We start from the raw sequence: 26,815 nt of genomic DNA on the forward strand, positions 1-26,815 counted from the left end.
CGACGGCCGCCAGCTTACGACCACTCGGGTGGACGGACTTGCCTCAGGCGCCGCGACCCACCCGTGCTGAAACGTGGAACGACCGCATGGTCGCCGGTGCGCTCCAGTATCACGGGTGGTGCAGCGTTCCTGGTTGCTCCCAACCACGAGCCGGGGTCAGCTACGAGGCGCGGCCGGTGCGACTACCAGGCTGAGATTCACCCAGTCTGCAACGGCAATGGACGCACGCCTGGTCGCTGTGTCGAACGATCTGGCGACCGCTTCGGCACCCCCGCCTGAGGCCACTTCGCGTTCCATGATGGTCAGACGGGCAAGGATGGCGCGCGTATCGGGGGCGACAAGCACCGCCTCGCCCTCGACCCGGATCGTCGGTTGCTCGGACGTGCCGTCATACTCGGCTTCGAAGCGGCTGAGCCGGACCGTCACGATCCCCTGCGTTTGCCGCGCACTCGCCCGGTCGGACAGGGCAAGGTCGGGTATACGCGCCTGCATCGCCCCGCGAACAGCATCCCTGAAGAGGAACGTCGCGGGGCTCACCCAGCGTACATCCTTCACATAGGCGGCGGATGCCCCCTCGATCGTCAGGATCCGGTCGCCGGCGGCGGCGGCAGGGAGCTGGATGGGCGCGAGCGTCACCGTCCGCCGCGGTACCGGCACTGGTGCGGTTGCCGCAGCCTCGGCCACCAGCGGATCGCCGAAGCGGTAGAGCTGGTCGGGCTTGCCGCCCCCGAGCAATCCACCCATGCATCCCCCCAACAGGGTGACCATCGCGATCGCTCCCGCCGCGCGGGCACCTGCGGCATGCTTCATTGCTTCAACTCCCGTTCGCGTGATTGACCCTTGAGCAGCGTTCCGCGCGGGTCCTGGCGTATGCTCGTCAGCAAGCTGTCGAGATCCTGCGTGACTTCCTGCAGCCCGCGCATCGTGTCGTTGACCTGCGGCAGCAGCGAATTGCCGACCGTCCCGTTGGTCGCGGACAATCCCGAGAGCACCTGTCGTGCCTGTGCGATCGTCGCCTTCAGCTCCTCGGCTGCGTCCGCCGCGTTGGCCACCGCGCGCCGCCCGTCGCCCTGAACCAGTCCGTCGACATGGTTCACGGTACGCTGCGCGTCGTCCATGGTGCGGTCCAGCTTCGCCAGGGCGGACGACGCCTGCGCGAACATCGCGCGGTTCGCCGCTACTTCACCGGCGGTCAGCCGAAGATCGGCAAGCGTTCCGCTCAGGGCCGCGATGTTGCGGTCCGACAACAGGCGGTTCAGCCGGTCGAGCGTCTCGTTCGCATTCTCCACCACCTTGCCGCCGCCGCTTAGCAGCGAGGCGAGCGCATTGGCCTTGGCGCGGATGACAGGCGGATCGTCCTGCGAAACGTCGCGCAGCAGCGGCCGACTGGGCGTGCCGGCGCTGATCAGGACCGCATTCATCCCCGAGATCCCCTGCATCTCGGTGCTGGCCAGCGAGTCCGCGCGGACCGGCGTGGCTTCGTCGACTTCCACATCGACCAGGATCTTGCGCGTGTCGGGTGGATAGAGCCGCACCGACCGGACCTCACCGACCTTGATGCCGTTGAACTGCACCTCTCCGCCTACCGAAACGCCGCGCAGGGGCCCCTGGAAGATGATGCGGTAGACGTCAGTGTCGTGCCCGGCACGGACGTTGCCGAGCCACACCGCGAGCACCAGCCCGCCGATCAGCAGCACCGTCGTCAGCACGCCGACCAGCGCATAGTTTGCATGCCGTTCCATCAGTTCTCGTCCCGTTGAGAGCCCGCGTCATGGGCAGCCCGGCCACGCGGGCCGCGCAGATATCGTTTCAGCCATGGGTGATCCGAGCGCTCGAGCTCGGCGAGCGGCGCGCAGGCGAGCACCTTCTTGTCGGCAAGCACCGCCACCCGGTCGCAGACCGCATAGAGCGAATCGAGGTCGTGCGTGATCATCAGCACCGTCAGCCCAAGCGCGTCGCGCAGGCCGCGCACGAGCCCGTCGAACTCCTCTGCGGCGATCGGATCCAGGCCCGAGGTCGGCTCATCAAGGAAGAGCAACTCGGGATCGAGCGCGATCGCGCGGGCGATACCGGCGCGCTTCAGCATGCCGCCCGACAGCTCGGACGGACGCTTTGCCGCGGCCTCGTCGGCGAGGCCCGCGAGCCTGATCTTGAAGCCGGCCAGTTCGCGAACAAAGGCCGGCGGCATCCTTGTGTGCTCCAGCATCGGCGCCTCCACATTCTCCAGCACGCTGAGCGAGGAGAAAAGCGCGCCCGACTGAAAGAGGACGCCGGCCCGACGCTCGATCACCCCTTGCTGTTCGGGATCATGAACATTCTCGCCGAACAGCTCGACGTGCCCGCCCTCCGGCGCCTTGAGACCCAGGAGGGTGCGCAGCAACACCGACTTGCCCGTGCCCGAACCGCCGATCAGGCCGACGATCTCTCCCCGACGGATTTCCAGATCGAGCCCGTCGTGGATGACATGCTCGCCAAACGCAGTGCGCAGTCCGGAAACCCGGATCGGCGGCGCCTCCTCGTCACGGCCTTCGGGCGGCCGAGCGTCCAGTCGCGCGCTCACAGGTCGAGCCGGTAAAAGAGCACTGCGAACAGCGCATCGAACATGATGATGAGGAAGATCGACTGCACGACCGCACTTGTCACCCGCAGGCCGAGTCCTTCCACATCGGACCCCACGGCCAACCCCTGTCGGCAGCCGGTGGCGGCGATGACAAGGGCGAACAGCGGCACCTTTGCCATGCCGACCCAGAACTGCTGCGCGCCCACCGAGTCCACCATCCGCTGAAGGAACAGGGCAGGTTCGATCCCCAGCAATGTCCAGGACACCAGCATGCCGCCGACAATGCCGCCCAGGTCAGCCACCACCGTCAGCAGCGGCAGCATGATCAGTGCAGCCAGCACACGCGGCACCACCAGCGCCTCGAAGATGTCGACGCCCATGACCTGCATGGCATCGAGTTCCTGGTTCATCCGCATCGAGCCGATCTGAGCTGCGAAGGCCGAGGCAGACCGGCCGGAGAACAGGATGGCGGCAACCACGGCGCCGAACTCGCGCAAGATGCCGATGCCGACCAGTTCGACGGCGTAGATCGTCACGCCCAGCGTCTGGAGCATGGTGCTGCCGACGAGTGCCAGTACCGCGCCGATGAAGAAGGTCATGACGACCACGATCGGCACCGCCGCCAGCCCTGCCTGCTGCATGATCGCAACCAGCGAGGTCAGGCGAAGGCGGCGGGGATGGCGAAGGACGCGACCGACCGCCATCACGAGCCGGCCGGCGAAGATCTGGCCCCGATACCCTTCGGCAGCGACCGCCGCCACCGGCCGGCCGATGGCGGCAAATAGATCCGACAGCGAGCGCTTGCGCGCAGGCGCCACCACCGGCTGTTCAAGTCCTTGACGCACCAGTTCGGCGAGCCGCTCGAACTCCGGACGCTTTCCGCCCACGACCTTGAGGTCGCGTCCGTCGGCCAGAACGCGTGCCAGGGCGAAGGCGCCGGCCGTGTCGATGCGTCGCAAGCCGGACAGGTCCACGCGAAGCGGCGTGGGCTCCGCCAGGTCGCGATCGATCCGCTCCGGGATGTCACCAAGCCTGGTGCCTACCCAGTTGCCCTCGAGCGACAGCGTCGTTCCATGTTCGTCATGGTAGACGCGAAAGTCTGGTGGCGCGAGCCCCTGGTTCACAGTGCCCTCGTTCCGATTGCCATTGGCGTCGTGTCCCCGCCCATGATCAGGACGCTTTGCTGGCGGTTGCGGCCGCCGGCGCACTTCGGGCGATCAGCCGCTTCAGCCCAGCGATCAGTTCCGCCTGGGAGCGCTTGGCAAGAGCCGTGTCGGGGATCGCGCCGAACGCGTGCGGAGCTCCGCTGAACAAGGTGAAGTCGACCGGTATGCCAGCACCTGCGAGCCGGCGAGCATAGTCCATGTCCTCGTCGACAAAGAGGTCGAGTGCGCCAACCGACATATAGGCCGGGGGCAATCCGGTAAGATCGTCCGCCAGCGCAGGCGAAAACCAGGCTCGGCGGGCATCGTTCAGGTCATAGCTGCCGCGCAGGCTGGTCCAGCCGAACTGGTTTGCCGCCCGGTTCCAGACGAACTCTCCCGACGTCGGATTGTCCCACACGCTCTGCGCACTTCCCGTCCGGTAATCCAGCATCGGCATGGACAATGCCTGGCCGGCAAGCGCGTACTGGCCACGATCGCGGGCCATGATCGCCAGCGAAGCGGCGATGCCGCCGCCGGCGCTCTCCCCCATCACGATGATGCGCGCGGGGTCCACGCCCAGTGCGTCGGCATTGGCGACGAGCCATTCCAGCGCCGCATAGGCGTCCTCCTGAGGCCCCGGAAAGGGCGTGTCGGGCGCCAGCCGATATTCGACGGAGATGCCGACGGCGCCGGTTTCCTGAAGGAGCGGCGCGAGCGTCACCCTGGCCATACCGGCGGTGCCCATCACCATCCCGCCGCCATGGAAGTAGAGGAGCGCAGGACGGCGGCGATCGGCGCTCGGCGGATCATAGACATGGACAGGCACGTCCGGCCCCCCGTCGCGCCCGGGCGCGGATCGGATGCTTGCCGCCACCTGACCCTGCGAGTCAGGCGGCAGATGCTCCTCGACCTGCGCGCGCACGGTCTTGAGCGTGCCTTCATCAAAGGAGAAGGCAGGCATGACCTCTGGCAGAGACGCCAGTTCGGGGTCCAGCAAGTGACGTGTGCTCACGCGTTACTCCTCACGAATTCAATATGGCTGCCGCAGCGACGCCTGGTTCAGCGCTTCGGCAACGCATAGGCGATGATCGCGTCCCCCATGCCGGACTGCAGCGGGATGTTGCCGCCTGCCGCGATCACCACGAACTGGCGCCCCGTCTTGGGAGAGATCCAGGTCGACGGCGTCGCCTGACCACCTGCCGGAAGGCGTGCCTTCCAGACCGTCTTGCCCGTCGTGATGTCGATCGCGCGGATCGCCTTCTCCTGGGTGGCGCCGATGAAGATCAGGCCACCTGCCGTCACCACCGATCCGCCGATGTTCGGCGTGCCGAGCGTGACCGGAAGGTAGGAGGGCAGCCCCAGCGGCCCGCTGTCGCGCGCGGAGCCGATCGGGCGCGACCAGAGCACGCGCCGGGTCTTCAGGTCGACGGCGGACATGAGGCCGTAGGGCGGCTGCATGCAAGGTGCACCAAGCTTGCTGAAGAACAGCTTGGGCAGGGCGCCGAACGGGGTTCCGCCCTGGGGCACGCCGCCGCCGTGGACGGTCGCACCGGCAGCCTTGCCGACGCCGGCGGGCTGCATGCCGAGACGATCGGCTTCGGCGCGAGAGATGAGCTGCGCCGTGTTCGCGACACGCGCGGTGTTTACCACCATGATCTGGCGCACCGGGTCGACGGAGACGCCGCCCCAATCCATGCCACCGAGCGGTCCGGGATAGACGAGCGAGCGGGTGAGGCCCGGCGGGGTCATGGTGCCGTCGTAGCGCAACTGCTTGAACCAGATGCGGCACATCATCTGGTCGATCGGGGTCACGCCCCACATCATCGATTCGGTCAGGTCCGGTCCGCGGAAGCTCGGCATGCCGACACTGAACGGCTGGGTCGGCGAGACGCGCTCGCCCGGGGCGGCACCGCTCGTCGGCACCGGCTTTTCGGCGACTGCGGCGATCGGGCGCCCGGTGACCCGGTCGAGCATGAAGACCTCGCCGCGCTTGGTGGCCTGAAGCAGCGCGTGCTGCACGCCGCCGTCGGGGGCGGGCAGGTCGACCAGGGTCGGCTGGCTGCTGACGTCATAATCCCACAGGTCGTGGTGGGTCGTCTGGAAGCTCCAGCGAACCGCACCGGAGGCCCCGTCGAGCGCCACAACGGAGCTCGAGTATTTGTCGTCGAAGGGACGACGCTGTGCGCCATATTGGTCGGGAGTCGCGTTGCCGGTGGGCACATAGACGAGGCCCAGCGTCTCATCGACGCTCATCGGCGCCCAGGCGTTGGGCGTGGAGTGGGTATATTGCTCGCCGGGACCCGGCTGGCCATGCTCGTCCGGCCGGCCCATGTCGAACGCCCAGGCGAAGTTGCCGGTGACCGCGTCGAAGCCACGGATCACGCCCGACGGTTCGCCCCAATATTGCCCGTCGGACACCCATCCGCCGAGCACCACCTTGCCGCGCACGATCGCAGGCGCCGAGGTGACGTAGTAATAGCCGTCGAGCACCTTGCCCATGCCAGCGAGCAGCGACACCGCACCGTTGCGGCCAAAGCTCTGGCAGGGAGCGCCAGTGCGCGCATCCAGCGCGATCAGGCGTGCGTCGATCGTGTTGGTGATGATGCGCTCGGGGCAGTCCGCGACCGGGCTGGGCGCCTTGTAATAGGCTACGCCACGGCAGGTGGCGCTGTAGACGCCCTTGGTCTTGCTGTTCGCGTTATAGCGCCAGCGCTGCTTGCCGGTCTCCGCATCGAGCGCGATCACGTCGTTGAAGCCGCTGCAGATATACACCGTGTCGCCGATCTTGAGCGGCGTCACTTCAAGGCTGGCCTTCGCGTTCTTGGGCGCCGCACCGACATGATAGGTCCAGACCGGCTCGAGCCCGGATACGTTGGCAGGGGTGATCTGCGCCAGCGAGCTGTAGCGCCGGCCACCGGCGTCGCCGCCATATTCGGTCCAGTCGGCACCGGCTGCCGCATTGCCGGCGGCTGCCGTCCGGTCACCGGCCATCGACGGCGACGAGGCGACCGTGAACATCGGATCGGTCTGTTCAGGCCGAAGCTGGTGGAGCAGAGCGCCGACCATGACCGCCACTACCGCGGCGGCCAGGAAGCCGGCCGGATTGGCCCAGCGAGCAAATCTGCTCGAGCGGTCGCTCGCCGACTGCAGGCGCCTCGAAAAGTGCGGCAGCAGGAGCCAGAGCCCCAGCACCAAGGGTGCCGCCAGCCGCGGAACAAGGGCCCAGCCGTTGAAACCCGCCTCCCATACGGCCCAGGCCACCGTCGCAACCAGGAAGCTCGCGAAAAGCCATGCGCCTTCGCGCTTGCCCTTCCAGATCAGCACGCCCGAGGCGCCCGTCGCGAGCCCTGCCAGAAGATAATAGAGAGAGCCGCCGACAGAGGCGAGCTGCACGCCACCGACCAAGAGCACGAGCGCAACGATGAAGAGGATCGTGGGATAGAGCCGCGGTGGACGTGGCGCTGTTCTGCTTTTCGTTGGCATCGTTTACTCTCTAAACGAGGGCTGTTGGTTGTGAGGTGCTTCGGGCAGGGCGTTGATCATCGCTGGGGCGACGACACCCGGATGCCGGTAATCATCCGATCAGAAAGGGTTGGCCTGAGGTCTTCGCTGCGCGCCAGCGCGCGACGATCGCGGCACGGGGATCCAGTGGCGGTGTATTCGCCTTGATCTCGATCTCGGCAGCTGGAGCCGCGGGCAGGGGCGGCAACGCTGCTCCTTCGATCATGCTGGTAAGTGCGACGCGTGCGCGAGCAACCCGGCTCTTGATCGTTCCGATGGGGATTCCGGCCCGGGCTGAGGCCTCTTCATAGGAGAGCCGTTCGACGCCGATCAGTTGCAATGCCGCACGTTGTTCGGGCGGCAATCTCCGCGTGAGCGCGACCACTTCCTTCAACGCGATCGTCGAACTCTGCTGCTCGCCGCTTGAAAGGGTACGCTCGAGCTCATCGGTCCACTCGCCGACCCAGCGCTGCCGGCGCATGCTGCTGATGTGCACGTTGCGCAGGATCGTGCCCACCCATGCGCGCAGGCTGGTCCCGGGCTGAAACTGATTGCGCGCACGCCAGGCTCGAAGCAGCGCTTCCTGCACGAGGTCTTCGGCAGCTGCCGCATCGCGGGTGAGCTTGCGTGCGAAGCTCTGCAGACGCGGCGTCACGTCGACCAGATCCCGTGCAAAGGCGCGCTCGTGATCATGGATGCGTCCGACCGGCTCGGCGCCGACGTTCGGCTTGCCTGCCGGTACGGAGGCGAGCTTCTGCTGATCGAAACCTCGCTTCAGCGGTTCGTCGCGCTCAGAGGAAATGCCGAAACCAGCAAGCGACGATGCCCTTCCTGCAGATCGCGGCTGGATTGCACGGACAGCATTCGCATAAGCCATGTTTGCGTTCCCGACACGGACAAGTCTGTCCGTTTTGGTTGCCTGAACGCGCCGAGGGCCTTTAGGTTGCAACGCACAATTCTTTTTTTCTGCCGGCCTGGGGGGTGAGCATCTCGTGCGACACAGCAGATCTGGCAAGCCTTGCGCGATTGACGAAACGGATTGAATCGTCCACTTCAGGGGAATGGAACCTGCTCGGAAGGATGCCGTCCGGAACCGTGCCGAGCTGCTGGCGGCCGCGGAAGCTGTCGTGGCGGAGCATGGCATCGGTGCGAACATGCACACCATCGCCAAGGCGGCGGGGGTGGGGCAGGGCACGCTGTATCGCCACTTCCCTGACCGTCAGGCGCTACTGATTGCGCTGATCGGCCGTTCCCTGGACCGGTTGGAGGCATTTGCAGCGGAGCAGGACGGGGCGAATCTGCTGTTTCGCTTTCTTCGCTTCTACGCCAGCCATGCTCGCGAGCATGCGGCGCTCGCGAGCTACTGGCGCGTCGCCGATCAATCGAGTCCTGCGCTGGTTGCTGCCCGTAGCCGCCTGATCGCGCTCGTCGAGCCGATGCTTGAGCGTGCAGTCGAAGCGCAGCTGTGCCGGCCGGACATGACAATCGCCGATATCCTGTCGGTGCTTTCCATGCTCAACGCGATCCCGACCAGTTCGCCGGACGAGGCGCTGCTGTCCTCGCTCGACCGGGTTCTGGAACTCCTTGTCGGGGGTCTGCAGCGACGATGAGCGCGGCCGCGAAAACCCCGCTGGAGCCTTTGCCCGACTGGACGGACGAAGAACGGCCGGCGCTTCCGGGTTCTCCCTCCACGCCCGGACACAGTCCTGCGATGCGCGTCCTGTATCTGGCAGTGGGGCTGCTGGTCAGCGCCGCCGCCGGCCTGGGCAATGCGCTGGTGTCCGCGAACCTGCCCCAGATCCAGGGCGAACTCGGACTGACGCCGGTGGAAGGCGCGTGGCTGCCCGCAGCCTATGTGATGACCAACATCAGCGCCAACCTCATCCTGATGAAGGCGCGTCAGCAGTTCGGCATGCGGACGTTCGCCGAATGGGGCATCGTCGCCTATCTCGCCGTGACCGGCCTTTATCTCATCGTCAGCGGGTATCACGCCGCGGTGCTGGTGCGCGCCGTCGCTGGTTTCGCCTCGGCACCGCTCAGCACGCTGGCGATCTTCTACGTGCTGCAAGCCTTTCCCAAGGCGAAGCTCGGCCAAGGCATTTGCATTGCGCTCGGCATCTCGCAGATCTGGACGCCGGTCGCCTGGATGTTGTCGTCGCCGCTGCTCGATCTGGGTGACTGGCAGACGCTGTACCTGTTCGAGTTCGGGCTTGCGGCGTGCGCGCTTGCCGCGGTGATCTCGGTTAAGCTGCCGCCAGGCATCCGGATCCAGGTCTTCGAAGCCAAGGATTTCCTGACCTTTGCGCTGCTCGCACCGGCCATGGCCATCGTCGGCGCCGTCCTTGCGCAGGGGCGTACCCAATGGTGGACCGAGCAACCCTGGATGGGCGTGGCGCTGATCGTCGCGCTGGTGCTGTTCACGCTGACATGGCTGATCGAGCATCATCGCACCAATCCGCTCGTGATGACCCGCTGGCTCGCAAGCCAGGACGCGGTGCGCTTCATGATCGGGGCGTTCCTGATGCGGATGCTGCTTTCCGAGCAGAATTTCGCTGCGGTGGGCCTGCTGCGCCAGCTCGGCATGGGGCCGGACCAGTTGCAGCTGTTCTACCTGATCATGCTGCTGGGGATCGCCACGGGGACTGCGATCAGCGCGCTGACGTTCAAGCCCAAGGCGCTGCCGCTCCAGATCCTGTCCGCCGTCGTGCTGGTGATCATTGGCAGCCTGCTCGATCGCGACGCCACGAGCATGACCCGGCCGCACGACATGATGCTGAGCCAGTTCCTGATCGCGGCGGCCGCGGGGCTGTTCATGGCCCCGCTGCTGATCATCACCGTGATGAAGGCGCTCGGCCGTGGCGCGGACCATATCGTCACCTATGCGGTGCTGTTCTCGGCCACCCAGGCGCTGGGCGGCCTCGCGGGGCCGGCCGTCTACGGAACCTTCCAGCAGGTCCGCGAGCACGAATATTCCGGGCAGATCACCGCCAACCTGGTGCCGTCCGACCCCGTTGTCGCGCAGCGCCTCGCGATCCAGGGGCAGGTCTATGCGCCGGTGATCACCGATCCGGTGCGCCGCCAGGCGCAGGGTGTGGCGCTGCTTGCCCAGACGGCCACGCGCGAGGCGCATGTGCGCGCCTACAACGACGTCTTCACGCTCAATGCGATCATCGCCTCGCTCTTCCTCCTCTACGGCGTCGGGCTCGTCGCCGTTGCGGCGCGCAAGGCGAAGCAGAACCCCAAACCTGCCGGCGCCAGCGCCGGCGCAGCAGCAGTCTGAACCATGACCGACACGCGCACCAACAATGATGACGAGACCACGGACGCCGCCGTCGCTCAGAAGGAGCAGGCGCCTGCGCAGGAATCCGCCGGCTCGCCCCCCAAGAAGCTGAAGACGTCCAAGAAGACGCTGGCGATCATGGCGGTCGTGCTGGTTCTTGGCATTGTGGTTATCCTCTACGCCTGGCGCCTGTGGCCGTTCACCAGCCCGATCCAGCGGACCGAGAATGCCTATATTCGCGGGCAGATCACCGCGATGGCGCCGCAGGTGAACGGCTATGTCGTCGAGGTGCGCGTCCGCGACTTCTCGAAGGTGAAGCGGGGCGACGTGCTGATGCGGATCGATGACCGCATCTACAAGCAGCAGCTCGACCAGGCAGAGGCCCAGTTGCGGGTCGCCAAGGCCAACCTCGCCAACTGGGAGCAGACGCTGGGCCAGAACCAGGCCACGTTGCAGACGCGCGTCGCCGACCTGGGCCAGGCGCAGGCGGAACTCGTCCGCGCCGCGGCGGACCTGGAGCGCGTAAGCGAGCTTGCCAGTCGCGGTTCCGTGTCGCACCGGGAGCGCGACCAGGTGCGTGCCACCCAGCTTTCCGCACAGGCGGGGGTGACCCGCGCGCAAGCCAACATCGCCGCACAGCGCGAGACGATCGAGTCCACCCGGGTGTCGCGTGAGTCTCTGGAAGGCCAGGTGGATCAGGCGGAGGCGCAGGTCGACCTCGCCCGCATCAACCTCGGCAACACGGTCATCCGCGCGCCGCGTGACGGACAGATCAGCGAGGCATCGGTGCGCGTCGGCCAATATGTTTCGGCAGGCTCGCAGCTGATGTTCCTTGTGCCCGAGCAGCTCTGGGCGGTCGCGAATTACAAGGAGACGCAGACCGCGCGCATGCGGCTGGGCCAGCCCGCGACGTTCACCGTCGACGCACTCGAGGGCGCGCGGCTGCACGGGCGGATCGAGCAGCTCGCGCCTGCGACCGGATCCGAGTTCAGCGTGCTCCGCGCCGACAACGCCAGCGGCAACTTCACCAAGATCGTGCAGCGCATTCCGGTGCGCATCCGGCTCGATCCGAACCAGCCGCTCGCTGCCCGTCTGCGCCCCGGCATGTCGATCGTGGCATCGGTCGATACCAGCGGCGCCGGCTCTCCCAAGGAGCTTGCCCGATGAGGGTGGCGGTATCGCTGCTCCTGGCGGGGACCGCGCTCGCAGCCTGTGCACCGGCCGAGCGCCCGCTTCCCACCACCGCGGCCTTGCCCGCGATGACGACGTGGCGCGATCCCCTCCCTTCGAACACGGTGCCGGTCGAGCCGAGCTGGTGGCATCGGCTGGGGGATCCTGCACTCGTCCCGCTGGTCGAGCGCGCCGTCGCCAACAACGTCGACGTGCTGACCGCGGTCGCACGCGTCGAGGAGGCCGAAGCCGCAATCCGTTTGACGCGGGCGGGGCGGTTGCCGACCCTCGACGCCAGCGGGGCGGGGGGCGCGCAGCGGTCGCTGAGCCAGATCACTGGCCTGGGCACGAACAGCGTGACGGTGCAGCCGCAGCTTTCGGCGGCATGGAACCTCGATCTGTTCGGGCGCGTCCGCGCGCTGGAAGGTGCGGCACGTGCGCAATATCGGGCAACGCAGGCCGACCGCGACGCCGCGCGGCTGTCGGTGGTCGCCGCCACGGTTCGCGCCTATGTCTCGCTCCTCTCGCTCGATGCCCAACTCGATGTGACGCGCAACACGCTCGTCAGCCGGCGGGAGGCGCTGCGGATCGCCGAGGATCGCGCGCGAACCGGCTATAGCTCGCAGCTCGAGCTCACCCAGTCCCAGTCGGAATTCGAGGCCATCGTACTCGCCATTCCGCAGCTGGAGCAGGCCCGGCGCGTGCAGGAGAATGCGCTGCGGGAACTGACGGGTGATCCGCCAGGCGCCGTCGTGCGCGGCAAGCTGCCCGCCATCCAGCTCCCTGCGGTTCCGGCAGCGCTCCCCGCCGAGCTGCTGCGCCGCCGCCCGGACATCGCCGCCGCCGAGCTGCGGCTCGCCGCTGCCGATCAGACGATTGCCTCGCGCCGCGCCGAATATCTGCCGGACGTGCAGCTGTCGGCCAGCGGCGGTGCGCTGTTCGTCGACGGACTGGATTGGGATCCGGTCAGCATCTGGTCGCTTGGCGCCAGCATCCTCGCGCCGATCTTCCAGGGCGGGGCACTGCGGGCCAATCTCGACACCGCCACCGCGCAGCGCGACCAGGCCGCCTTTGCGTATCGCGGAGCCACGATCGGCGCCCTGGGTGAGGTCGACAACGCCTTTTCGGGCGAGCGGACCCTTCGCGAGCGCTTCGATGCGGCGCTTCGACGTCGGGCGATCCTGCAGCGCTCGCTCGGGTTCGCGACCGATCGCTACCGCGGCGGCTATGCCGCGTACCTCGAGCAGCTCGATGCCCAGCGAAACCTCTACCAGGTGGAGCTCGACGCCATCGCGGTGCGGGAGGAGCAGATCAACAACCTGGTCACGCTCTGGGCGGCGCTCGGCGGCGGGTGGCAGGCTGCCGGCGAACAGGCAGGTTCGGCACGCTGATTTTGGTTCGATCGGGCGATCCGCAACGTCCCGTTGATTGCCGGATTTACCAGTTCCGCCAGCCCACCAGGAAGAAGTCGACGGCCGCATGCGCTCTGGCCCGCTTCTCCGGGGACGTTCCTGGTGGCTCGATCGCCTGTATCGCTTTGTCCAGGGGCTCAGCCGTGATCAGGCGCAAGAAGAGTTGCGCGCCAAGTTCGACCTGCTCGGGCGAGCGCGCGTCGCCGTCCGCGAGGATCGCGGCGATCGCCTCTGCTGCCTCCCGGAATGGCGCTTCGGCCAGACGACCGAGATCTGGATGACGTCCGGCCTCCGCGATGATGGTGCGGTATAGGGCGAGCGACGCCGGCTGGAGAAACCACGCAAGCATCACGTCGCTTGCAACCTTCAGGCGCTCTTCGAGGGTTTCCCCCTGGATGCGCCGCAATGCCGGCGCCCCGGCACGCTGGGCGTGGCGGCCGACCACCTCGCGAAACAGCGCCTGCTTGTCCGGCGCGCGGCGATAGAGCGTTCGCTTGGTCACACCGGCAGCGCGGGCGATTGCTTCCATGCTGGCCGCCTGGAAACCCCCGGCGAGAAATACGCCCAGTGCGGCATCGAGCAGATCCTCCTCGAGCTGACCCGCCGCTGCCGTTGACGGGCGACCGGCCGGTCGCCCCGGCCTGGCGCCTTCTTCATCAACGCTCATCCGCATCTCCCTCCATGCTGCCGAAAAAGACACGGAACCGTATACTTTGAGCCGTGTTAAACCCGTCAAGCCGTGGATACGACGAGGCAGGCAAGCTTCCTGGACCACAGGGCCTTGTGGCTCCGCACGCCTCTTTCTGTCTGACATGCAGGAGAATCAAGAATGCCGATGTTCAAGGATCATGTCGCGATCGTCACCGGGGGCGCCTCGGGGATCGGTGCAGCTGTGGTGCGGGATCTTCTGGCCGAAGGCGCCAGGGTCGTCGTTGCCGACTTCAACGAGGACGCTGCAAACCAGCTCGTCGCGCCGTTCGGTGCGGATCGCGCGCTGGCGATCAAGGTGGACGTCAGCGATGCCGAAGGCATGAAGGCGACGGTCGATTTCGCCGTCGCACGGTTTGGCGCGCTGCATCTCGCCGTGAATAATGCGGGCATCGGCATGCCCACCACGCCCCTCGCCGATGTGGCGATCGAGGATTGGCACCGCGTGATCGGTGTCGACCTGCACAGCGTATTCTATGGCATGAAGTACCAGATCCCGGCGATGCTGAACGCCGGCGGCGGGGCGATCGTCAACATGGCCTCCATCCTCGGCGCGGTCGGCTGGGCCGGCAACGGCGCCTATGTGACGGCCAAGCACGCGATCATCGGCATGACGAAGACGGCCGCACTCGATTACGCGAAGGCGGGTGTTCGCATCAACGCGGTGGGCCCCGCGTTTGTCGATACGCCCGCGCTCCAGAAGGACATGACCGACGACGAGCGCGCCGTCCTTGCCGGGTTGCACGCGGTCGATCGCCTGGCGCAGCCGGACGAGATCGCCGGGCTCACCAGCTTCCTGCTGTCGGAGCGCGCCTCGTTCATGACGGGCACCTATTATCCGGTCGACGGCGGCTTTCTCGCGCGCTGACGTCATCACCGGCGTGCCCACGCGCTTTGCGCCGCCGACCTTCCAACAGGATCCCAAGAGATGACCGAGAGCAATGAACCGGCTCCAACGCCGCATCGTCTGGTTGTGGTCGGCGGCGGCGTGGCAGGGCTCGATATCGCCACCCGCCTTGCGGGCCAGACGGCGGGCGATCACCCCCTGGCCATCACGTTGATCGACCGGGAGCCGGCCTATGTCTGGAAACCGATGCTCCATACGGTGGCTGCCGGCACTTCGGATGCCGGGGCGCAGGAAACGGTCTTTGCCGCTCACGCGCTCGGCCACGGCTTCCGGTTCGAGTTCGGCGAAGCCGTCGCCATCGATCGGGAGCGGCGCCGCGTCAGCCTGGCTGCGTTGAAGATCGACGGCGAGGAGATCGCGGCCGCCCGCAGCATCGACTATGACACGCTGGTGCTCGCGGTGGGCAGCCGCGCCGACGACTTCGGCACCCCGGGCGTGGCGGACCATTGTGCGCGCATCGACTGCCGATCGGACGCGATCGCCTTCAACGAGCGGCTGCGGGTGGAGCTGGTGAAGAGCGTGGCAACCGGCCGGCCGTTGACGATCGGGATCGTGGGCGGCGGGGCGACCGGCGTGGAGCTTGCAGCGGAGCTGATCGAGACCACCGCGACGCTTGAGCATTATGGTGCAAAAGACGCCTCCGAGAACTTGCGTGTTGTTTTGATCGAGGCTGGACCGCGACTGCTCGGCGCGTTTCCAGAAAAGGTCGCAGACGAAGCCAGGCACAAGCTGGAACAGCTCGGGGTGATGGTCCAGACCGGCAACCGGGTGACCGGGGTCGAGGCAGAAGGCTTCGTTATGGCGGAGGGTGAGCCGATCGCCGCGCAGCTCATGGTCTGGGCGGCCGGAGTGACGGCGCCGCCGCTACTCGACACGCTCGACCTCGAACGATCGCGCAACGGCCAGCTCGTCGTCGGGGCGACGTTGTCGGCGCCGGGCGACTCCCGGATCTACGCGCTTGGCGACTGTGCGAACCCGCGCCTGCCGAACCGCGACGCGCCCGTGCCGACAACCGCGCAGGCGGCCAGCCAGCAGGCGGATTACCTTTGCCGACACCTTCCGGCGCTGATCGCAGACGGGGCAGCGCCGCCGGCGAGCTATCGTGATTTCGGATCGCTCGTGTCCCTTGGTGGCTACGATGCCTATGGGACGCTCGGACGCTTTGGCCTGTTCAAGGGCGGGTTCATTCGGGGCAAGGTCGCTCAGCTGGGCCATGCCATGCTGTATCGTCGATATCAGGCGCGCCTACACGGCCTTGGTCGCGGATCGCTCCTTTGGCTTACGGACACGCTGAACCGCCGTGTTCGCACACGGGTGAAGCTGTCCTGAGACGGATCCATGCGAACCTGGGTCTGACCAGGCGCCGGCTGTTGTCTCCGGGGTCAATCGCCTGAACGGACCGCTTGGGGTGCCATCGTTCAGTGCCCGAAGTCCATGTCCTCCAGCGCGACGCCGTTGGTCTCCGGCATGAACTTCCACACCCACAGCAACTGCAGCAGCATCATCGCGCCGAAGAAGCCGAACACCCAGCCGCCGAGCCGCGCGGCAAAGACCGGGAAGGCCCAGGTGATGGCGGCGGCCATGACCCAGTGGGTGGTGCTGCCGAGCGCCTGGCCCTTGCCGCGCACGGCGCTGGGGAAGACTTCGGAGAGGAACACCCAGATCACCGCGCCCTGTGACACGGCAAAGGCGGCGATGAAGCCGAGCAGGCCGACCAGCACCAGCGTGCCGTTGGGTGCGGCGCTCTCCAGCTGCAGGCCGACGAGCAGGAGGGCGAGGGCGGTGGCGACCGATCCGAACGCCATCAGCGGCCGGCGCCCGAACCGGTCGATCAGGAACAGGGCGAGGATCGTGAAGACGAGGTTGGTGCCGCCGACCGCGATCGACTGGAGCATGGCGGAATCCGCACCGGCGCCGCCGAGCGCGAAGATTCGCGGCGCGTAGTAGAGCAGCGCGTTGATGCCCGAGAGCTGGTTGAACATTGCGATGGCGATGGCGCAGGCGACCGGCACCGAATAGGCGGGCTGGAACAGCCGGCCGGCGGTGGCATCGGGCACGCGGCTGGCCGCCTGGCGCATGTGCGCGACCTCTGCGTCCGGATCGGCAAAGCCCAGCCGTGCAAGGATGCCCCTGGCGAGCGTGTCGCGGCCACGGAGGACCAGCCAGCGCGGGCTGTCCGGCAGCAGCGCCGTGACGATCAGGAACAGCGCAGAGGGCACGGCGACGATGCCGAACATCCAGCGCCATGCCGCCTCCGGCGGGACGAGCGAGGCGATGACGTAGTTGGACACGAACGCCAGCACGATGCCGAGCACGATGTTGAGCTGGTTGAGCGCCACCAGCCGTCCGCGATATTCGGTCGGGGAGACTTCGGCGATGTAGACTGGCGTCACGACCGAGGCCGCGCCGATCGCGAGCCCGCCGAGAAAGCGGAACGCCACCAGCGCTGCCCAGGCGGGCGCCAGGCCTGAGCCGAGCGACGACACCAGATAGGCGACTGCGATCGCCAGCAGCATCGGCTTGCGCCCGAACCGGTCGGCGGGGGCGCCGGCCACCAGCGAGCCGATCACCGTGCCAATCAACGCGGAAGCGACGGTGAAGCCGAGCGCTGCATCGCTGAGCACGAACTGTTCCTGGAGCGCGGCGGTGGTGCCGGAGATGACGGCGGTGTCGAAGCCGAACAACAGGCCGCCGAGCGCCGCACCGGCAGCGCTCAGGATCATGGCAAGGGTGACGCGGCTTTGCGGCAGATGAGCATCAGGCATGCGTTGCCCTTCCTGGTTGCGGGAACCTCCCGCGGCTGCGGGGCTGCATCAGTAGAGGCCGCCCCATTGCTCCGGTGCCCAGCCCAGCACCGCTTCGATCTGGACCATCGCGGCCGTGTCGATCAGTTCCATCCGGCCTTTGCGCGGGCGGCACAGCCCGGTCGCGGCATCGCGGCGATTGCGCCACATGTGATCGGCGTAGGCCTGCATCGCGGGCCGATGCTCCCGCGTCTGGGCGATGCTGTCCAGCAGCAGCAGGTTCTTGAAGTAGATGGCGTTGAACGGCGGCGGCTGGCGATCCAGCTGCGCGATCGTGAAGCGTTGCCGACTGGCAGCCGCGATGCGCTGCGCTTCGTCCAGATAGCGCTTCTCGCCGGTCACTTGCGACAGCAGCGCGTTGACCGCGATCGGAACCCCCTGGTTGTAGGTCCAGACCGTCTTTTCGATCGTGCCGTCGGTCTTCAGGTGATCGTGGTGAAGGCCGTCCGGGCGCTGCAGCACGGCGTTGGTCCAGCGATAGTAGCGCAGCGCATCGTCGAGATAGGCGCGCTCGCCGGTGATCTGGTGGAGGCGAAGCCCAAGCTGTGCGGCGGGCATGTTGGACACGGTGTTGCGGTCGCCGTTGTCCGCCTTTTGCGTCCAGCGCACGCCGCCGGGCGAGGGGAGGCTGGCATCGTCGGACCAGCCCGAGCGGATCAGCTCGAACACTGCCCTGGCATGCGCCAGCGAGGCGGGGTCCCTGGTGAAGCGGTAATGCTGGACCTGGGCGAGCCCGACCCATTCATTGTCGTCGTAATAGAGGTCATCCCCCGAGCCGAGCGGTGCGACGACCCGCGACAGATAGCCGCCGCGGCCGCTAGTGCTGGTGTCGGACCAGAACAGCTGCTCGGCAGCGCGGACCTTTGCAAGGGCTGCGCCATGGCGTCTCGCCCCCGCAGCGTCCGTCATCGCGAGGTCGAGATAGGCGATATGCGCCTGCGAGAAGGGCCACTCGGTCGCGTATTTCGCGTCGCCGGCTTCTGCCGGCGCGTATTCGCGGTAGAGGCCGGTGCCGTCGTTCAGGGCGAAGCCGCGTTCCATCGCCGCGCGCCACTGCTCCGCCCGGGAGGCGGCGGGCGCCCCCCGGCCTGCTGCGGCAAGCAGCGTGGCCAGGGCAGCACCCGCCGCGAAGCCGCGGCGCGAGAGGATCGGCTGCCGCATCAGAAGCGGAACCGCGCGCCGAGTGCAAAGACGCGGCTCTCGTAGCGCACGTCGCGCGGATAGCTCACGTCCGGCAGGTTGGTCGCCTGACGCAGCGCACGATACGGGCTGCCGGTGATGTTGCTGACGTCGAAGGTGAGCGTCAGCGCCTTCATCGCCTCCAGCGAGAGCGAGAAGTCGAGCCGCTCGATCGGGCGGTTGAACTCGCCGCCGATCAGCTGGCCTTCATCGTCGGTGGCGAAGAAGTTGGTCACGCGCGAGCGCCAGTTGTACGCAAGGCGCGCCGACACCGGACCCTTCTCATAGATGCCGACCGCGTTGTAGCTCCACTTGGACACGCCCGGGATGGCGGTGTCCTGGCCGGCTTCGCCCAGCGACGCGGGCAGCGCCTGCGACGCGTCGATATAGGTGGCGTTGAGCTGGGTGCCGAAGCCGCTCAGCCAGCCGGGCAGGAAGTCGAAGAAGGTCTGGAACGCGACCTCGACACCCTGCAGCCGACCCTTGCCGCCATTCTCCGGCCGGTTGAAGATGACCTGCCCGACGTCGGGGATGGTGATCGGCACGTTCAGGTAGGTGATGAACCCCTGCACGTCGCGGCGGAAGATCGCGCCGGTGAGCGATCCGGTGTTGGAGAAATACCATTCCAGCGACGCGTCGTAGTTCTTTGACTGCACCGGCTGCAGGTCGATGTTGCCGCTGCTTCCGCGGATCGGCAGGGTGTCGCCGATGCTGTAGGTAAGCGCGGGGCTCAGCTGGTTGAAGTTGGGCCGGCTGCGCGTCTCGGTCGCGGACAGGCGCAGCTGGAGCTGGTCGGTCAGCCGTGCGCGGAAGCTGGCATTGGGCAGGATGTCGACATAGTTCTGCCGCGAGGTGGCGGGGGTCAGCACATTGTCGACCAGCCCGATGCCGGTGGCGGTCGCCGTGGTGTTGACGATGCGTGCGCCGATGATGCCGTCGATGGGCACCGTGCCGATGTCGAAGCCATAGTGGATCTGGCCGTAGACGGCATAGGAGCGCTCGATGGCGTCGAACTTCTCGTTGGCGACATAGGCGGGGACGTCCGACTGATAGCGCGCCAGTTCCTCCAGCGCGCCCGGCGTGCCGATCTGCGCCAGGCCGGCACGCGCCAGGTCGCGGATCGCGTCGATGTTGCCAAAGATCGCGTCGCGGCTCGGTGCCCACCACTGGCGGAAGGGCTGCGCGTCGCTGCCGCGGAAGCCGGCGTGGATCGGGCCGCCATCCTCCGCGCCTGGGAGGTCGGCGAGCGAGATGCCGAGCGACCGCAGCGTCGCATAGCGGCCGCCGCTGCGCAGGCGCGCGTCACGATCGGTGTAGCGGAAACCGAAGTCGATCTGGGTGATGACGGGCAGCTCGGTCTTGAGCTTCAGGTCGGTGCGCCACTGGATGCCCTTGCCCTTGGCGAGCGAGCGGCGGTCCCAGATGCCGCGCAGGATGAAATTGTCCGGATTGAGCGCGTCGAAGCCCGGCATCGTAAACTGCGGCCCGCCGTCCGCGCCGCCGACGTCGAACACGACATCCGCCGACTGCGCAGTCGCGGGCGCATAGTCGATGTTGTGGTCGATATAGGTTGCCCGGGTGTCGGTGTAGGCGAAGTCGGTGGTGAGCGTCGCCCGGTCGTCGATCTCCCAGCTGCCGCCGATCGCGCCCTGATAGGTGTTGGTGCGGCCCGCGCGCGTGCTGCGCGAGAAGTCGATGCCGCGGCCGCCGGCGAAATCGGGCGTCACGGTGACGCTGTCGAGCGTGTTCGGCTGGTCCGGGTTGCGGACGATGTTGGTGAGCGCGGGATTGTCGTTGACGAGGTTCGTGCCGGCGAAGTCGTTCTCGACATTGGTGCGCGCACCCTGGAACAGGCCGTCGACATAGATCTCGACATTATGCGCGGGCCGCCACTGGAGCGATCCGTTGACCGAGGGCCGCCAGCGCTTGCCGCGGTCGTAATAGACGCCGATCGATTCCGGCAGCACGAAGTCGCGCGCGCCGTCGACCGGCTGGTTGGCGCCGGGCGAGACGATGTTGCCGTTGATGTAGCGCGACGATGTCAGATAGTGGAGCTGGGTGTAGGACACGTTCACCAGCGCGCCGATCTCACCGATGCCGGTTTCCCAGCGGTCGGTCACCAGCACGTTGAAATTGGGGTCGTACTTCTTCGCCTGGTCGCCATAGGTGCCGCGCACCGCGCCGGCGATCTGGAAGCCCTGGAAGTCGAACGGGCGGCGCGAGCGCACGTTGATGAGGCCAGCGATGCCGCCCTCGATCTGGTCGGCGGTGGTGGACTTGTATACCTCGATCCCCGCAAGCGCCCCGGCGGGGAAGTCCTGCAGCGCGACGTTGCGCATTTCCGCCGTGAAGACCTCGCGGCCGTTGAAGGTGGTGGTGAGGTCGGGCAGGCCGCGGACCTGCACGCCGCCGGCTTCGTCGCTGCCGCGGTTGACCTGGACGCCGGTGATGCGCGCCAGCGCCTCGGACGCGTTGTTGTCGGGCAGCTTGCCGATGTCCTCGGCCACGACCGCGTCGACGATCTGGTCCGAGTTGCGCTTGAGCGCCTGTGCGCTCTGAAGGCTGCGGCGAAGGCCGGTGACGACGACTTCGTCCGTTCCGGCCGACGCCGGGGCTTCGCCGGCGGATTCAGATGGTGCTGACGACACGGGCGCAACTGTCTGCGCTGCGGCCGGCGACGCGAAGATGACCGTCAAGCCAGACACGGCCGACAGCAGGATCCCCTTCTGCACGTTCATGGTACCTCTCCTCAGGCCCGCTCTTGCGGCGGGCATCTGAGGCCAAGGATAGCTTCCCGCACCTAATCGTAAAGCATTTTCTTTTAAGATTAGTCGGCAGATCTGCTTAGTTGAGGGCAGGTACTTACCAGGTCCCCTGGAAAGCGGCGCATTACTTTAACTGGTATGTCGATTGCACTGAAAAGGTACTATCAAGACGCTCGCAACCCATCGGTCTTTCGAGGGGGCTGCCTGGAGCGGCAGGCAACCCATTGCTCAGCAGGCCGTTTCGGTATCGTTGGTGAGGGAGTGCGATATGCGTCGTCTGATGCCTGTGGTTGCGTGCGTGATGCTGGTCGCCTGTAGCGGGCAGCAGGGTGCCACGGTCATCGACGGCAGCAGCCAGGAAGCGTTCGAGCGCACGTTGAGCGCCGCCAAGAAGGACGTGGGCCCGCGCGACCGGCTGAAGGTGGAAGCCGCGATCGCCGAATATCGCGCGCGCACCTTTGCGAAGGCGAACGACCGTGCCGAGTTCCAGCGACTATATCGTCAGGGCCTGGATGGCCTGACCACGCCCGCCATCGCCGCGCAGTTCGACAAGGACACCGAGCGGGTGGGGAACAAGGCGGCCGACGCGATCTTCGACGCCAAGCGCGCGCTGAGCGGGTCGTAACGCGACAATCGCCGGTCCGGCACCTGGCCGGAGCGGATTGCGGACAAGGCGCGGCGACCGTTCCGGCCGCCGCGCCCTGTTCTCAGCGGAACTTGCCGCTGAGCGAGACGCCGATGACGCGCGGTTCGTTGAACACCGCGGCCATGTAGTTCTCGATCACGCCCTTCAGGTTCTTCTCGTTCGTGATGTTGCGGGCGAAGGCTGCCAGCTCCCAGGCGTCGTCGGGCGCCGCATAGCCGATCTTCAGACCGCCTTCGAAGTTGCCGTTCGCGGTGAACTCCTTGGTCCGGTAGAGCACGAACTGGGTGTAGCCCTGCAGATTCCAGTCGGTCGAGATGAACGCGCGGCCGCCGTCCGAGAGCGGCTGGTCATAGCGAGCGGTCAGGTCGAGGTTGTATTCCGGCGCGTTCGGCAGCGGCTCGCCGTCGATCTGGGCGAAGACGTTGGTGCCGCGGGTGATGGTCGGGTTTTCGACGGTGCAGACGACCTGCCCGTTGAGCGCGCAGACCTGAGCATAGACGTTCTTGTCCTTGATCTCGCTATGCAGCCAGCTTGCGCCCAGGCCGATGGTGAGGTTGGGGACCGGACGCCAGGTCGCCTCGGCCTCGGCGCCATAGGCCTCTGCCTTGTCGGCGTTGAACAGCACGCCATTGCCGTTCACGTCATTGCCGTTCAGCTGGATGTCGCTGACGCGATAGGCAAAGACGGTGGCGTTGAGCTGCAGCGTGTTGTCGAACAACCGGCTCTTCACGCCGGCTTCCCACGACAGGTTGCTCTCGGACTCCGCGGTGGTGAAGTCCGCGTTGAACACCGCCGAGCGCCCCTGGATGGTGGGCCCGCGAAAGCCGCGGGCGACGCGCGTGTAGAGGCTGACGTCGGGGCTCACCCCATAGAGCAGGCTCACGTCCCAGCTCGGCTCGGTGTTGGACAGGCGCACATGGGTGCGGCCGCGATAGGTGACGGCGCCAGCCGCGGTGTCCGCGGTCTTGAGCAGGTCCGTGACCTTGGTGTCCTTGGTGATGCGGCCGCCGGCGGTCAGCGTCAGGTCGGGCACCAGCTCGTAGCTTACCTGGCCGAAGCCCGCCCAGGACGTGTTGACGTTGTGCAGCCGCACCCAGTTGTTGGGGTTACGGGCCGATGTCGTCAGGAAGTACGCGCGCTGATAGAAGTCGGTGATGTCGCGGCTGTCGAAATACATGCCGCCGACCTGCCAGGTGAAGCGCCCGTCGCCCGAACTCGCGAGGCGCACTTCCTGCGTCCACTGATCGAGGTCGCGCAGATTGCCCTGTGACTCGCCATAGCCGTTGGCGACGCCGCCCACCGGGAAGTTGACCGCGGCACCGCCGTCGGTATCGCCGCGGCTGTAGCCCGAGCTGGTCTCATAGGCGGTGATCGAGGTCAGCGTCGCGCCGCCCAAGTCGTAGCTCGCCTTCAGCGACGCACCATAGGTGTCGTACGCCTGGGGATTGTTGTTCGCCTCGTCATAGGCGACGCGGGTGCGCGGCTCGTCCGAGACGTCGTTCGAGCCCTTGGTCAGCGCGCCGCGATGGAACAGCGTCGAGGTGCCCTTATAGGAGCGGACATGGCCCGACGCTTCGAACGACAGGCGCTCGGTCGGCGTGAACAGCAGCTGGACGCGGACGTTACGGTCGTCATAGCCGCCCATCGCGTTCTTCATCGGCACGGGCGTGCTGTCGGCGCTGGGGCCGGCATAGACGTTGTCGACCCAGTTTGCGCGGTGCTGGAGCAGGGTGGAGACCCGCACGGCCAGCACGTCGGGGACGATCGCGCCGCCGACGCCGGCGTCCATGCTCACCGTGCCATAGCTGCCGGCGCTCAGCTGCGCGCGGCCCTGGAAATCCTGGGTGGGCTTGTAGGTATCGAACTTGATGATGCCGGCCGTCGTGTTGCGGCCGAACAGCGAGCCCTGCGGCCCGCGCAGCACCTCGACCTGCTGGACGTCGAACACGGGGTTCGACTTCAGGATGACGTGTTCGAGGACGACATCGTCCTGCACGATCGACACCGGCTGCGAGGCGCCCAGGTAAAAGTCGATGTTGCCGAGGCCGCGGATGTAGAAGCGCGGGAAGATGCGGCCGGTCGTGGTCTCGACATAGAGGCTCGGCACGCGGCCCGACAGCGCCAGCAGCGTGTCGTCGCCGCCTGCCTGGAAGTCACGCAGGCTGTCGCCGCCCAGCACCCCGACCGAGATCGGCACGCGCTGCAGGTTCTGCTCGCGGCGTTCGGCGGTCACGATGATCTCGCCCAGCGCGTCCCCCGACGCGTCGGCCTGGGCCTGCGAGGTGGCGTCCATCGCCGGCTGCGCATCCTGCGCCAGCGCCGGCGCGGCTGCCAGGATGAGTGCCGTCGGTGCCGCGCCGATCAGAGCCGCCACCTTGTTCCAGTTCCGCAAAGCTGTTCCTCCCTATAGTGCGCCGCCTCTTCTGTGTTGTTCTTGGGCGACGCGGGCGCTCTGCTACGCACGTTCGATGAAATTGTGATGACGGCTCCGAACCTATTCGCCCGTTTTGCTCACGGATAGCGGACGGGGCGGGGATCGGCGGGCAGCGGGATGAACTCCTGCTCGCCGGGCACATGAGCGAAACGGTCCTCGCGCCAGTCGGCCTTGGCCTGCTCGATCCGGTCTTCGCGCGACGACACGAAGTTCCAGAAGATGTGGCGGCGTTCGGGGAAGGGCTCGCCGCCGATCAGCATCAGCCTCGCACCCTGGGGCGCGTGGACGATGATCTCGGCGCCCGGCTTGAACACCACCAGCTCGCCGGTCGCAAAGCCGCCGGTCTGGCCGACCACCTCGATCGCACCGGCAACGACATAGATGGCGCGTTCGACATGCTCGCCCTTCAGCTGGTAGCGCGCGCCGGTGCCAAGCTGAATGTCGGCATAGACCAGGTCGGAAAAGGCCTTCACCGGCGAACGCAGCCCGTCGGAGGTGCCGGCGATCAGCGTCAGGCGCGTGCCCGCGTCCTCGATCACCGGAATATCGGCCGCCTTGTAGTGGGCGAACTCGGGGGCTGCCTCCTCCTGGTCCGCGGGCAGCGCCAGCCACGTCTGCAGGCCGAACAGCCCGCCCCCGGCGGCGCGAGTTTCCGGGCCGGCGCGTTCCGAATGGACGATGCCGGAGCCCGCCGTCATCCAATTGACCTCGCCCGGCCGGATCGCCTGCACCGAGCCCACGCTGTCGCGGTGCAGAATCTCGCCTTCGAGCAGATAGGTGACGGTCGCGAGGCCGATGTGGGGATGAGGGCGCACGTCCAGCCCCTCGCCACCGCGAAACGCCGCCGGGCCCATCTGGTCGAAGAAAATGAACGGACCCACCATGCGGCGATGCGCGGAAGGCAGCGCGCGGCGCACGGTGAAGCCGTCGCCAAGGTCGCGGACCGGCGGCAGGATGACCTGCTCGACGCCTTCGATATCGCTGGATCGGATGGACATGGGGGGCTCCTGCTAAAAGGATCCGCCGGGCCGGAGCCCGGCGGAGAAGGGGTCAGGCAGCGTCGACCAGAACGATCTCGCTGTCCTCGATCGCCCTGACGGTGAACGCGTCGAGATCGCGGATGGCGACGCCGTCGCGGGCATTCGCGCGCTGGCCGTCGACCTCGATCGCACCGGTGGCGGGCACCAGATAGCCGCGGCGATCCTTGCCGAGCGGGTAGCGGATGCTCTCCCCCGCCTTCAGCGAGGCGCCGACCACCCGCGCGTCGGTGCGGATCGGCAGCGCGTCACCGTCCTCGGCAAAGCCCGACGCCAGGGTGACGAACCGGCCGGAGCGTTCGCCCTTGGGGAAGGGGCGGGCACCCCAGCTCGGCTTCTCGCCGGTGCGGGTCGGGAGAATCCAGATCTGGAAGATCCGGGTGGTCACGTCCTCCATGTTGTATTCGGCATGGGCGATGCCGGTGCCGGCGGACATCACCTGCACGTCGCCCGCCTCGGTCCGGCCCTGGTTGCCGAGATTGTCCTGGTGGGTGATGGCGCCTTCGCGGACATAGGTGATGATCTCCATGTCGCGATGCGGGTGCGGCGGAAAGCCGGACTGCGGCGCGATGGTGTCGTCGTTCCAGACGCGCAAGCTCCCCCAGCTCTCCCGCGCCGGATCATAATAGTTGGCAAAGGAGAAATGGTGCTTGGCGTCGAGCCAGCCGTGGTTGGCACCGCCGAGGCTCGAAAAGGGGCGAAGTTCGATCATCTCGTGTCTCCTGCACCGGATGGGTCCGGCTTGTTGCCAAGAGAGATAGCGTGCCTCGACATGTTCGATCAGTCGGATAAAGTGCGGGGCATCGTTCGATGGAGTTGAAATGGCGAACCCCGGCACGCCGACGCTGGATCAACTGCGCGTCTTTCTGGCGGTGGTCGAGACGGGGAGCTTCGCCGCGGCCGGGCGCCGGCTCAACCGCGCGGTGTCGGTCATCAGCTATGGCATCGGCAATCTGGAGGAACAGCTGGGGCTGAGCCTGTTCGACCGGGAGGGGACGCGCAAGCCGCAGCTGACCGAGGCGGGGCGTGCGGTGCTGACGGAGGCACGCGGCATCGCGCAAGGCGTCGACGAGCTGCGCGCCAAGGTGAAGGGGCTGCTGGAAGGGTTGGAGGCGGAGGTCCACCTGGCGGTCGACGTGATGCTGCCGGCCGAGCGGCTGGGGCGGATCCTGCGCGAGTTCGCGGTTGCCTTTCCTACCGTTTCGCTGCGCCTGCATGTCGAGGCGCTGGGCGGAGTTGCCGCGCTGGTACTGGACGGCAAGGCGGG

The 26,815-nt window shown here is 67.1% G+C and carries 23 protein-coding genes; 8 read left to right on the forward strand and 15 right to left on the reverse strand.

What is annotated here, in order from left to right:
- Positions 1 to 156: 156 nt before the first annotated feature.
- The 8 genes from LK533_RS15285 to LK533_RS15320 all read right to left on the reverse strand — a co-directional run bounded on the left by LK533_RS15285 (position 157) and on the right by LK533_RS15320 (position 8,345).
- Positions 157 to 810, reverse strand: a complete 654-nt coding sequence (locus LK533_RS15285) for an ABC-type transport auxiliary lipoprotein family protein (RefSeq protein ID WP_229363941.1) — start codon at positions 808 to 810, stop codon at positions 157 to 159.
- Positions 807 to 1,742 (reverse strand): MlaD family protein, encoded by a 936-nt coding sequence (locus LK533_RS15290; RefSeq protein ID WP_229363942.1) that lies wholly within the window; start codon positions 1,740 to 1,742, stop codon positions 807 to 809. The genes LK533_RS15285 and LK533_RS15290 overlap by 4 nt, the downstream gene beginning before the upstream one ends.
- Positions 1,742 to 2,560 carry an ABC transporter ATP-binding protein gene (locus tag LK533_RS15295; protein WP_229363943.1) on the reverse strand — a complete coding sequence of 273 codons (819 nt, stop codon included), beginning with the start codon at positions 2,558 to 2,560 and terminating at the stop codon, positions 1,742 to 1,744. The genes LK533_RS15290 and LK533_RS15295 overlap by 1 nt, the downstream gene beginning before the upstream one ends.
- Positions 2,557 to 3,684, reverse strand: a complete 1,128-nt coding sequence (locus tag LK533_RS15300; RefSeq protein WP_229363944.1) for an MlaE family ABC transporter permease — start codon at positions 3,682 to 3,684, stop codon at positions 2,557 to 2,559. Before LK533_RS15300 ends, LK533_RS15295 begins: the two co-directional genes overlap by 4 nt.
- A 46-nt stretch (positions 3,685 to 3,730) precedes the next feature.
- Positions 3,731 to 4,717, reverse strand: a complete 987-nt coding sequence (locus tag LK533_RS15305) for an alpha/beta hydrolase (RefSeq protein ID WP_229363945.1) — start codon at positions 4,715 to 4,717, stop codon at positions 3,731 to 3,733.
- A 47-nt stretch (positions 4,718 to 4,764) separates the two neighbouring features.
- Positions 4,765 to 7,188, reverse strand: a complete 2,424-nt coding sequence (locus LK533_RS15310; protein WP_229363946.1) for a membrane-bound PQQ-dependent dehydrogenase, glucose/quinate/shikimate family — start codon at positions 7,186 to 7,188, stop codon at positions 4,765 to 4,767.
- A 91-nt stretch (positions 7,189 to 7,279) separates the two neighbouring features.
- Positions 7,280 to 8,083: a sigma-70 family RNA polymerase sigma factor gene (locus tag LK533_RS15315; RefSeq protein ID WP_229363947.1), complete on the reverse strand. Its 804-nt coding sequence runs from the start codon at positions 8,081 to 8,083 to the stop codon at positions 7,280 to 7,282.
- 61 nt (positions 8,084 to 8,144) lie between these two features.
- Positions 8,145 to 8,345 (reverse strand): hypothetical protein, encoded by a 201-nt coding sequence (locus tag LK533_RS15320; protein WP_229363948.1) that lies wholly within the window; start codon positions 8,343 to 8,345, stop codon positions 8,145 to 8,147.
- Positions 8,346 to 8,360: 15 nt separating this feature from the next.
- Between LK533_RS15320 and LK533_RS15325 the strand changes: the two genes are divergently transcribed.
- From LK533_RS15325 to LK533_RS15340, 4 genes are all read left to right on the forward strand, one after another.
- On the forward strand, positions 8,361 to 8,816 hold the full coding sequence (locus tag LK533_RS15325) for a TetR/AcrR family transcriptional regulator (protein ID WP_229363949.1): 456 nt from the start codon (positions 8,361 to 8,363) through the stop codon (positions 8,814 to 8,816).
- A 101-nt stretch (positions 8,817 to 8,917) separates the two neighbouring features.
- Positions 8,918 to 10,486: an MFS transporter gene (locus tag LK533_RS15330; RefSeq protein ID WP_229363950.1), complete on the forward strand. Its 1,569-nt coding sequence runs from the start codon at positions 8,918 to 8,920 to the stop codon at positions 10,484 to 10,486.
- Between the two features lie 3 nt (positions 10,487 to 10,489).
- Complete coding sequence (locus LK533_RS15335) at positions 10,490 to 11,653, forward strand: HlyD family secretion protein (RefSeq protein ID WP_229363951.1); 1,164 nt, start codon at positions 10,490 to 10,492, stop codon at positions 11,651 to 11,653.
- Positions 11,650 to 13,047, forward strand: a complete 1,398-nt coding sequence (locus LK533_RS15340; protein ID WP_229363952.1) for an efflux transporter outer membrane subunit — start codon at positions 11,650 to 11,652, stop codon at positions 13,045 to 13,047. The genes LK533_RS15335 and LK533_RS15340 overlap by 4 nt, the downstream gene beginning before the upstream one ends.
- Before the next feature lie 46 nt (positions 13,048 to 13,093).
- On the opposite strand, the gene LK533_RS15345 is transcribed toward LK533_RS15340, so the two are convergent.
- Positions 13,094 to 13,735: a TetR/AcrR family transcriptional regulator gene (locus LK533_RS15345; protein ID WP_229363953.1), complete on the reverse strand. Its 642-nt coding sequence runs from the start codon at positions 13,733 to 13,735 to the stop codon at positions 13,094 to 13,096.
- Positions 13,736 to 13,897: 162 nt separating this feature from the next.
- On the opposite strand from LK533_RS15345, the gene LK533_RS15350 reads away from it, so the two are divergent.
- The gene (locus tag LK533_RS15350) at positions 13,898 to 14,644 is read left to right on the forward strand and encodes an SDR family NAD(P)-dependent oxidoreductase (protein ID WP_229363954.1); all 747 of its coding nucleotides are present in this window, start codon (positions 13,898 to 13,900) and stop codon (positions 14,642 to 14,644) included.
- Between the two features lie 60 nt (positions 14,645 to 14,704).
- Positions 14,705 to 16,012, forward strand: coding sequence for an NAD(P)/FAD-dependent oxidoreductase (locus LK533_RS15355; protein WP_229363955.1), 1,308 nt, complete (start codon positions 14,705 to 14,707; stop codon positions 16,010 to 16,012).
- An 89-nt stretch (positions 16,013 to 16,101) separates the two neighbouring features.
- On the opposite strand, the gene LK533_RS15360 is transcribed toward LK533_RS15355, so the two are convergent.
- Genes LK533_RS15360 through LK533_RS15370 form a run of 3 tightly spaced genes read right to left on the reverse strand, consistent with a single transcriptional unit; the run spans position 16,102 to position 21,404 of the window.
- Positions 16,102 to 17,448, reverse strand: coding sequence for a sugar porter family MFS transporter (locus LK533_RS15360; RefSeq protein ID WP_229363956.1), 1,347 nt, complete (start codon positions 17,446 to 17,448; stop codon positions 16,102 to 16,104).
- Positions 17,449 to 17,496: 48 nt separating this feature from the next.
- Positions 17,497 to 18,648 (reverse strand): glycoside hydrolase family 76 protein, encoded by a 1,152-nt coding sequence (locus tag LK533_RS15365; protein ID WP_229363957.1) that lies wholly within the window; start codon positions 18,646 to 18,648, stop codon positions 17,497 to 17,499.
- Positions 18,648 to 21,404, reverse strand: coding sequence for a TonB-dependent receptor (locus tag LK533_RS15370; RefSeq protein WP_229363958.1), 2,757 nt, complete (start codon positions 21,402 to 21,404; stop codon positions 18,648 to 18,650). The genes LK533_RS15365 and LK533_RS15370 overlap by 1 nt, the downstream gene beginning before the upstream one ends.
- 295 nt (positions 21,405 to 21,699) lie before the next feature.
- Between LK533_RS15370 and LK533_RS15375 the strand changes: the two genes are divergently transcribed.
- Complete coding sequence (locus tag LK533_RS15375; protein ID WP_229363959.1) at positions 21,700 to 22,056, forward strand: hypothetical protein; 357 nt, start codon at positions 21,700 to 21,702, stop codon at positions 22,054 to 22,056.
- Positions 22,057 to 22,138: 82 nt separating this feature from the next.
- Here LK533_RS15375 and LK533_RS15380 read toward each other — a convergent pair whose 3' ends face one another.
- The 3 genes from LK533_RS15380 to LK533_RS15390 form a co-directional block, all read right to left on the reverse strand.
- Entirely contained in the window at positions 22,139 to 24,370 is a 2,232-nt protein-coding gene (locus tag LK533_RS15380; protein ID WP_229363965.1) for a TonB-dependent receptor, read from the reverse strand.
- Positions 24,371 to 24,588: 218 nt separating this feature from the next.
- Positions 24,589 to 25,509 (reverse strand): pirin family protein, encoded by a 921-nt coding sequence (locus LK533_RS15385; protein WP_229363960.1) that lies wholly within the window; start codon positions 25,507 to 25,509, stop codon positions 24,589 to 24,591.
- Between the two features lie 52 nt (positions 25,510 to 25,561).
- Entirely contained in the window at positions 25,562 to 26,260 is a 699-nt protein-coding gene (locus LK533_RS15390) for a pirin family protein (protein ID WP_229363961.1), read from the reverse strand.
- 109 nt (positions 26,261 to 26,369) lie between these two features.
- Here LK533_RS15390 and LK533_RS15395 point away from each other — a divergent pair.
- Positions 26,370 to 26,815: LysR family transcriptional regulator (locus tag LK533_RS15395; protein ID WP_229363962.1), on the forward strand; the 446-nt coding region annotated here is incomplete at its 3' end.

This window comes from Sphingomonas sp. PL-96, from assembly GCF_020707215.1.
In the GTDB taxonomy this organism is placed as follows: Bacteria; Pseudomonadota; Alphaproteobacteria; order Sphingomonadales; family Sphingomonadaceae; genus Sphingomonas.

Bases quoted from the DNA above. Each gene is read 5' to 3' on its own strand.
- LK533_RS15285 (WP_229363941.1), bottom strand. From the start codon at position 810: ATGAAGCATGCCGCAGGTGCCCGCGCGGCGGGAGCGATCGCGATGGTC.
- LK533_RS15290 (WP_229363942.1), bottom strand. From the start codon at position 1,742: ATGGAACGGCATGCAAACTATGCGCTGGTCGGCGTGCTGACGACGGTG.
- LK533_RS15310 (WP_229363946.1), bottom strand. From the start codon at position 7,188: ATGCCAACGAAAAGCAGAACAGCGCCACGTCCACCGCGGCTCTATCCC.
- LK533_RS15315 (WP_229363947.1), bottom strand. From the start codon at position 8,083: ATGGCTTATGCGAATGCTGTCCGTGCAATCCAGCCGCGATCTGCAGGA.
- LK533_RS15320 (WP_229363948.1), bottom strand. From the start codon at position 8,345: ATGCTCCGCCACGACAGCTTCCGCGGCCGCCAGCAGCTCGGCACGGTT.
- LK533_RS15325 (WP_229363949.1), top strand. From the start codon at position 8,361: ATGCACACCATCGCCAAGGCGGCGGGGGTGGGGCAGGGCACGCTGTAT.
- LK533_RS15330 (WP_229363950.1), top strand. From the start codon at position 8,918: ATGCGCGTCCTGTATCTGGCAGTGGGGCTGCTGGTCAGCGCCGCCGCC.
- LK533_RS15335 (WP_229363951.1), top strand. From the start codon at position 10,490: ATGACCGACACGCGCACCAACAATGATGACGAGACCACGGACGCCGCC.
- LK533_RS15340 (WP_229363952.1), top strand. From the start codon at position 11,650: ATGAGGGTGGCGGTATCGCTGCTCCTGGCGGGGACCGCGCTCGCAGCC.
- LK533_RS15345 (WP_229363953.1), bottom strand. From the start codon at position 13,735: ATGAGCGTTGATGAAGAAGGCGCCAGGCCGGGGCGACCGGCCGGTCGC.
- LK533_RS15350 (WP_229363954.1), top strand. From the start codon at position 13,898: ATGCCGATGTTCAAGGATCATGTCGCGATCGTCACCGGGGGCGCCTCG.
- LK533_RS15355 (WP_229363955.1), top strand. From the start codon at position 14,705: ATGACCGAGAGCAATGAACCGGCTCCAACGCCGCATCGTCTGGTTGTG.
- LK533_RS15360 (WP_229363956.1), bottom strand. From the start codon at position 17,448: ATGCCTGATGCTCATCTGCCGCAAAGCCGCGTCACCCTTGCCATGATC.
- LK533_RS15365 (WP_229363957.1), bottom strand. From the start codon at position 18,648: ATGCGGCAGCCGATCCTCTCGCGCCGCGGCTTCGCGGCGGGTGCTGCC.
- LK533_RS15370 (WP_229363958.1), bottom strand. From the start codon at position 21,404: ATGAACGTGCAGAAGGGGATCCTGCTGTCGGCCGTGTCTGGCTTGACG.
- LK533_RS15375 (WP_229363959.1), top strand. From the start codon at position 21,700: ATGCGTCGTCTGATGCCTGTGGTTGCGTGCGTGATGCTGGTCGCCTGT.
- LK533_RS15380 (WP_229363965.1), bottom strand. From the start codon at position 24,370: ATGGACGCCACCTCGCAGGCCCAGGCCGACGCGTCGGGGGACGCGCTG.
- LK533_RS15385 (WP_229363960.1), bottom strand. From the start codon at position 25,509: ATGTCCATCCGATCCAGCGATATCGAAGGCGTCGAGCAGGTCATCCTG.
- LK533_RS15390 (WP_229363961.1), bottom strand. From the start codon at position 26,260: ATGATCGAACTTCGCCCCTTTTCGAGCCTCGGCGGTGCCAACCACGGC.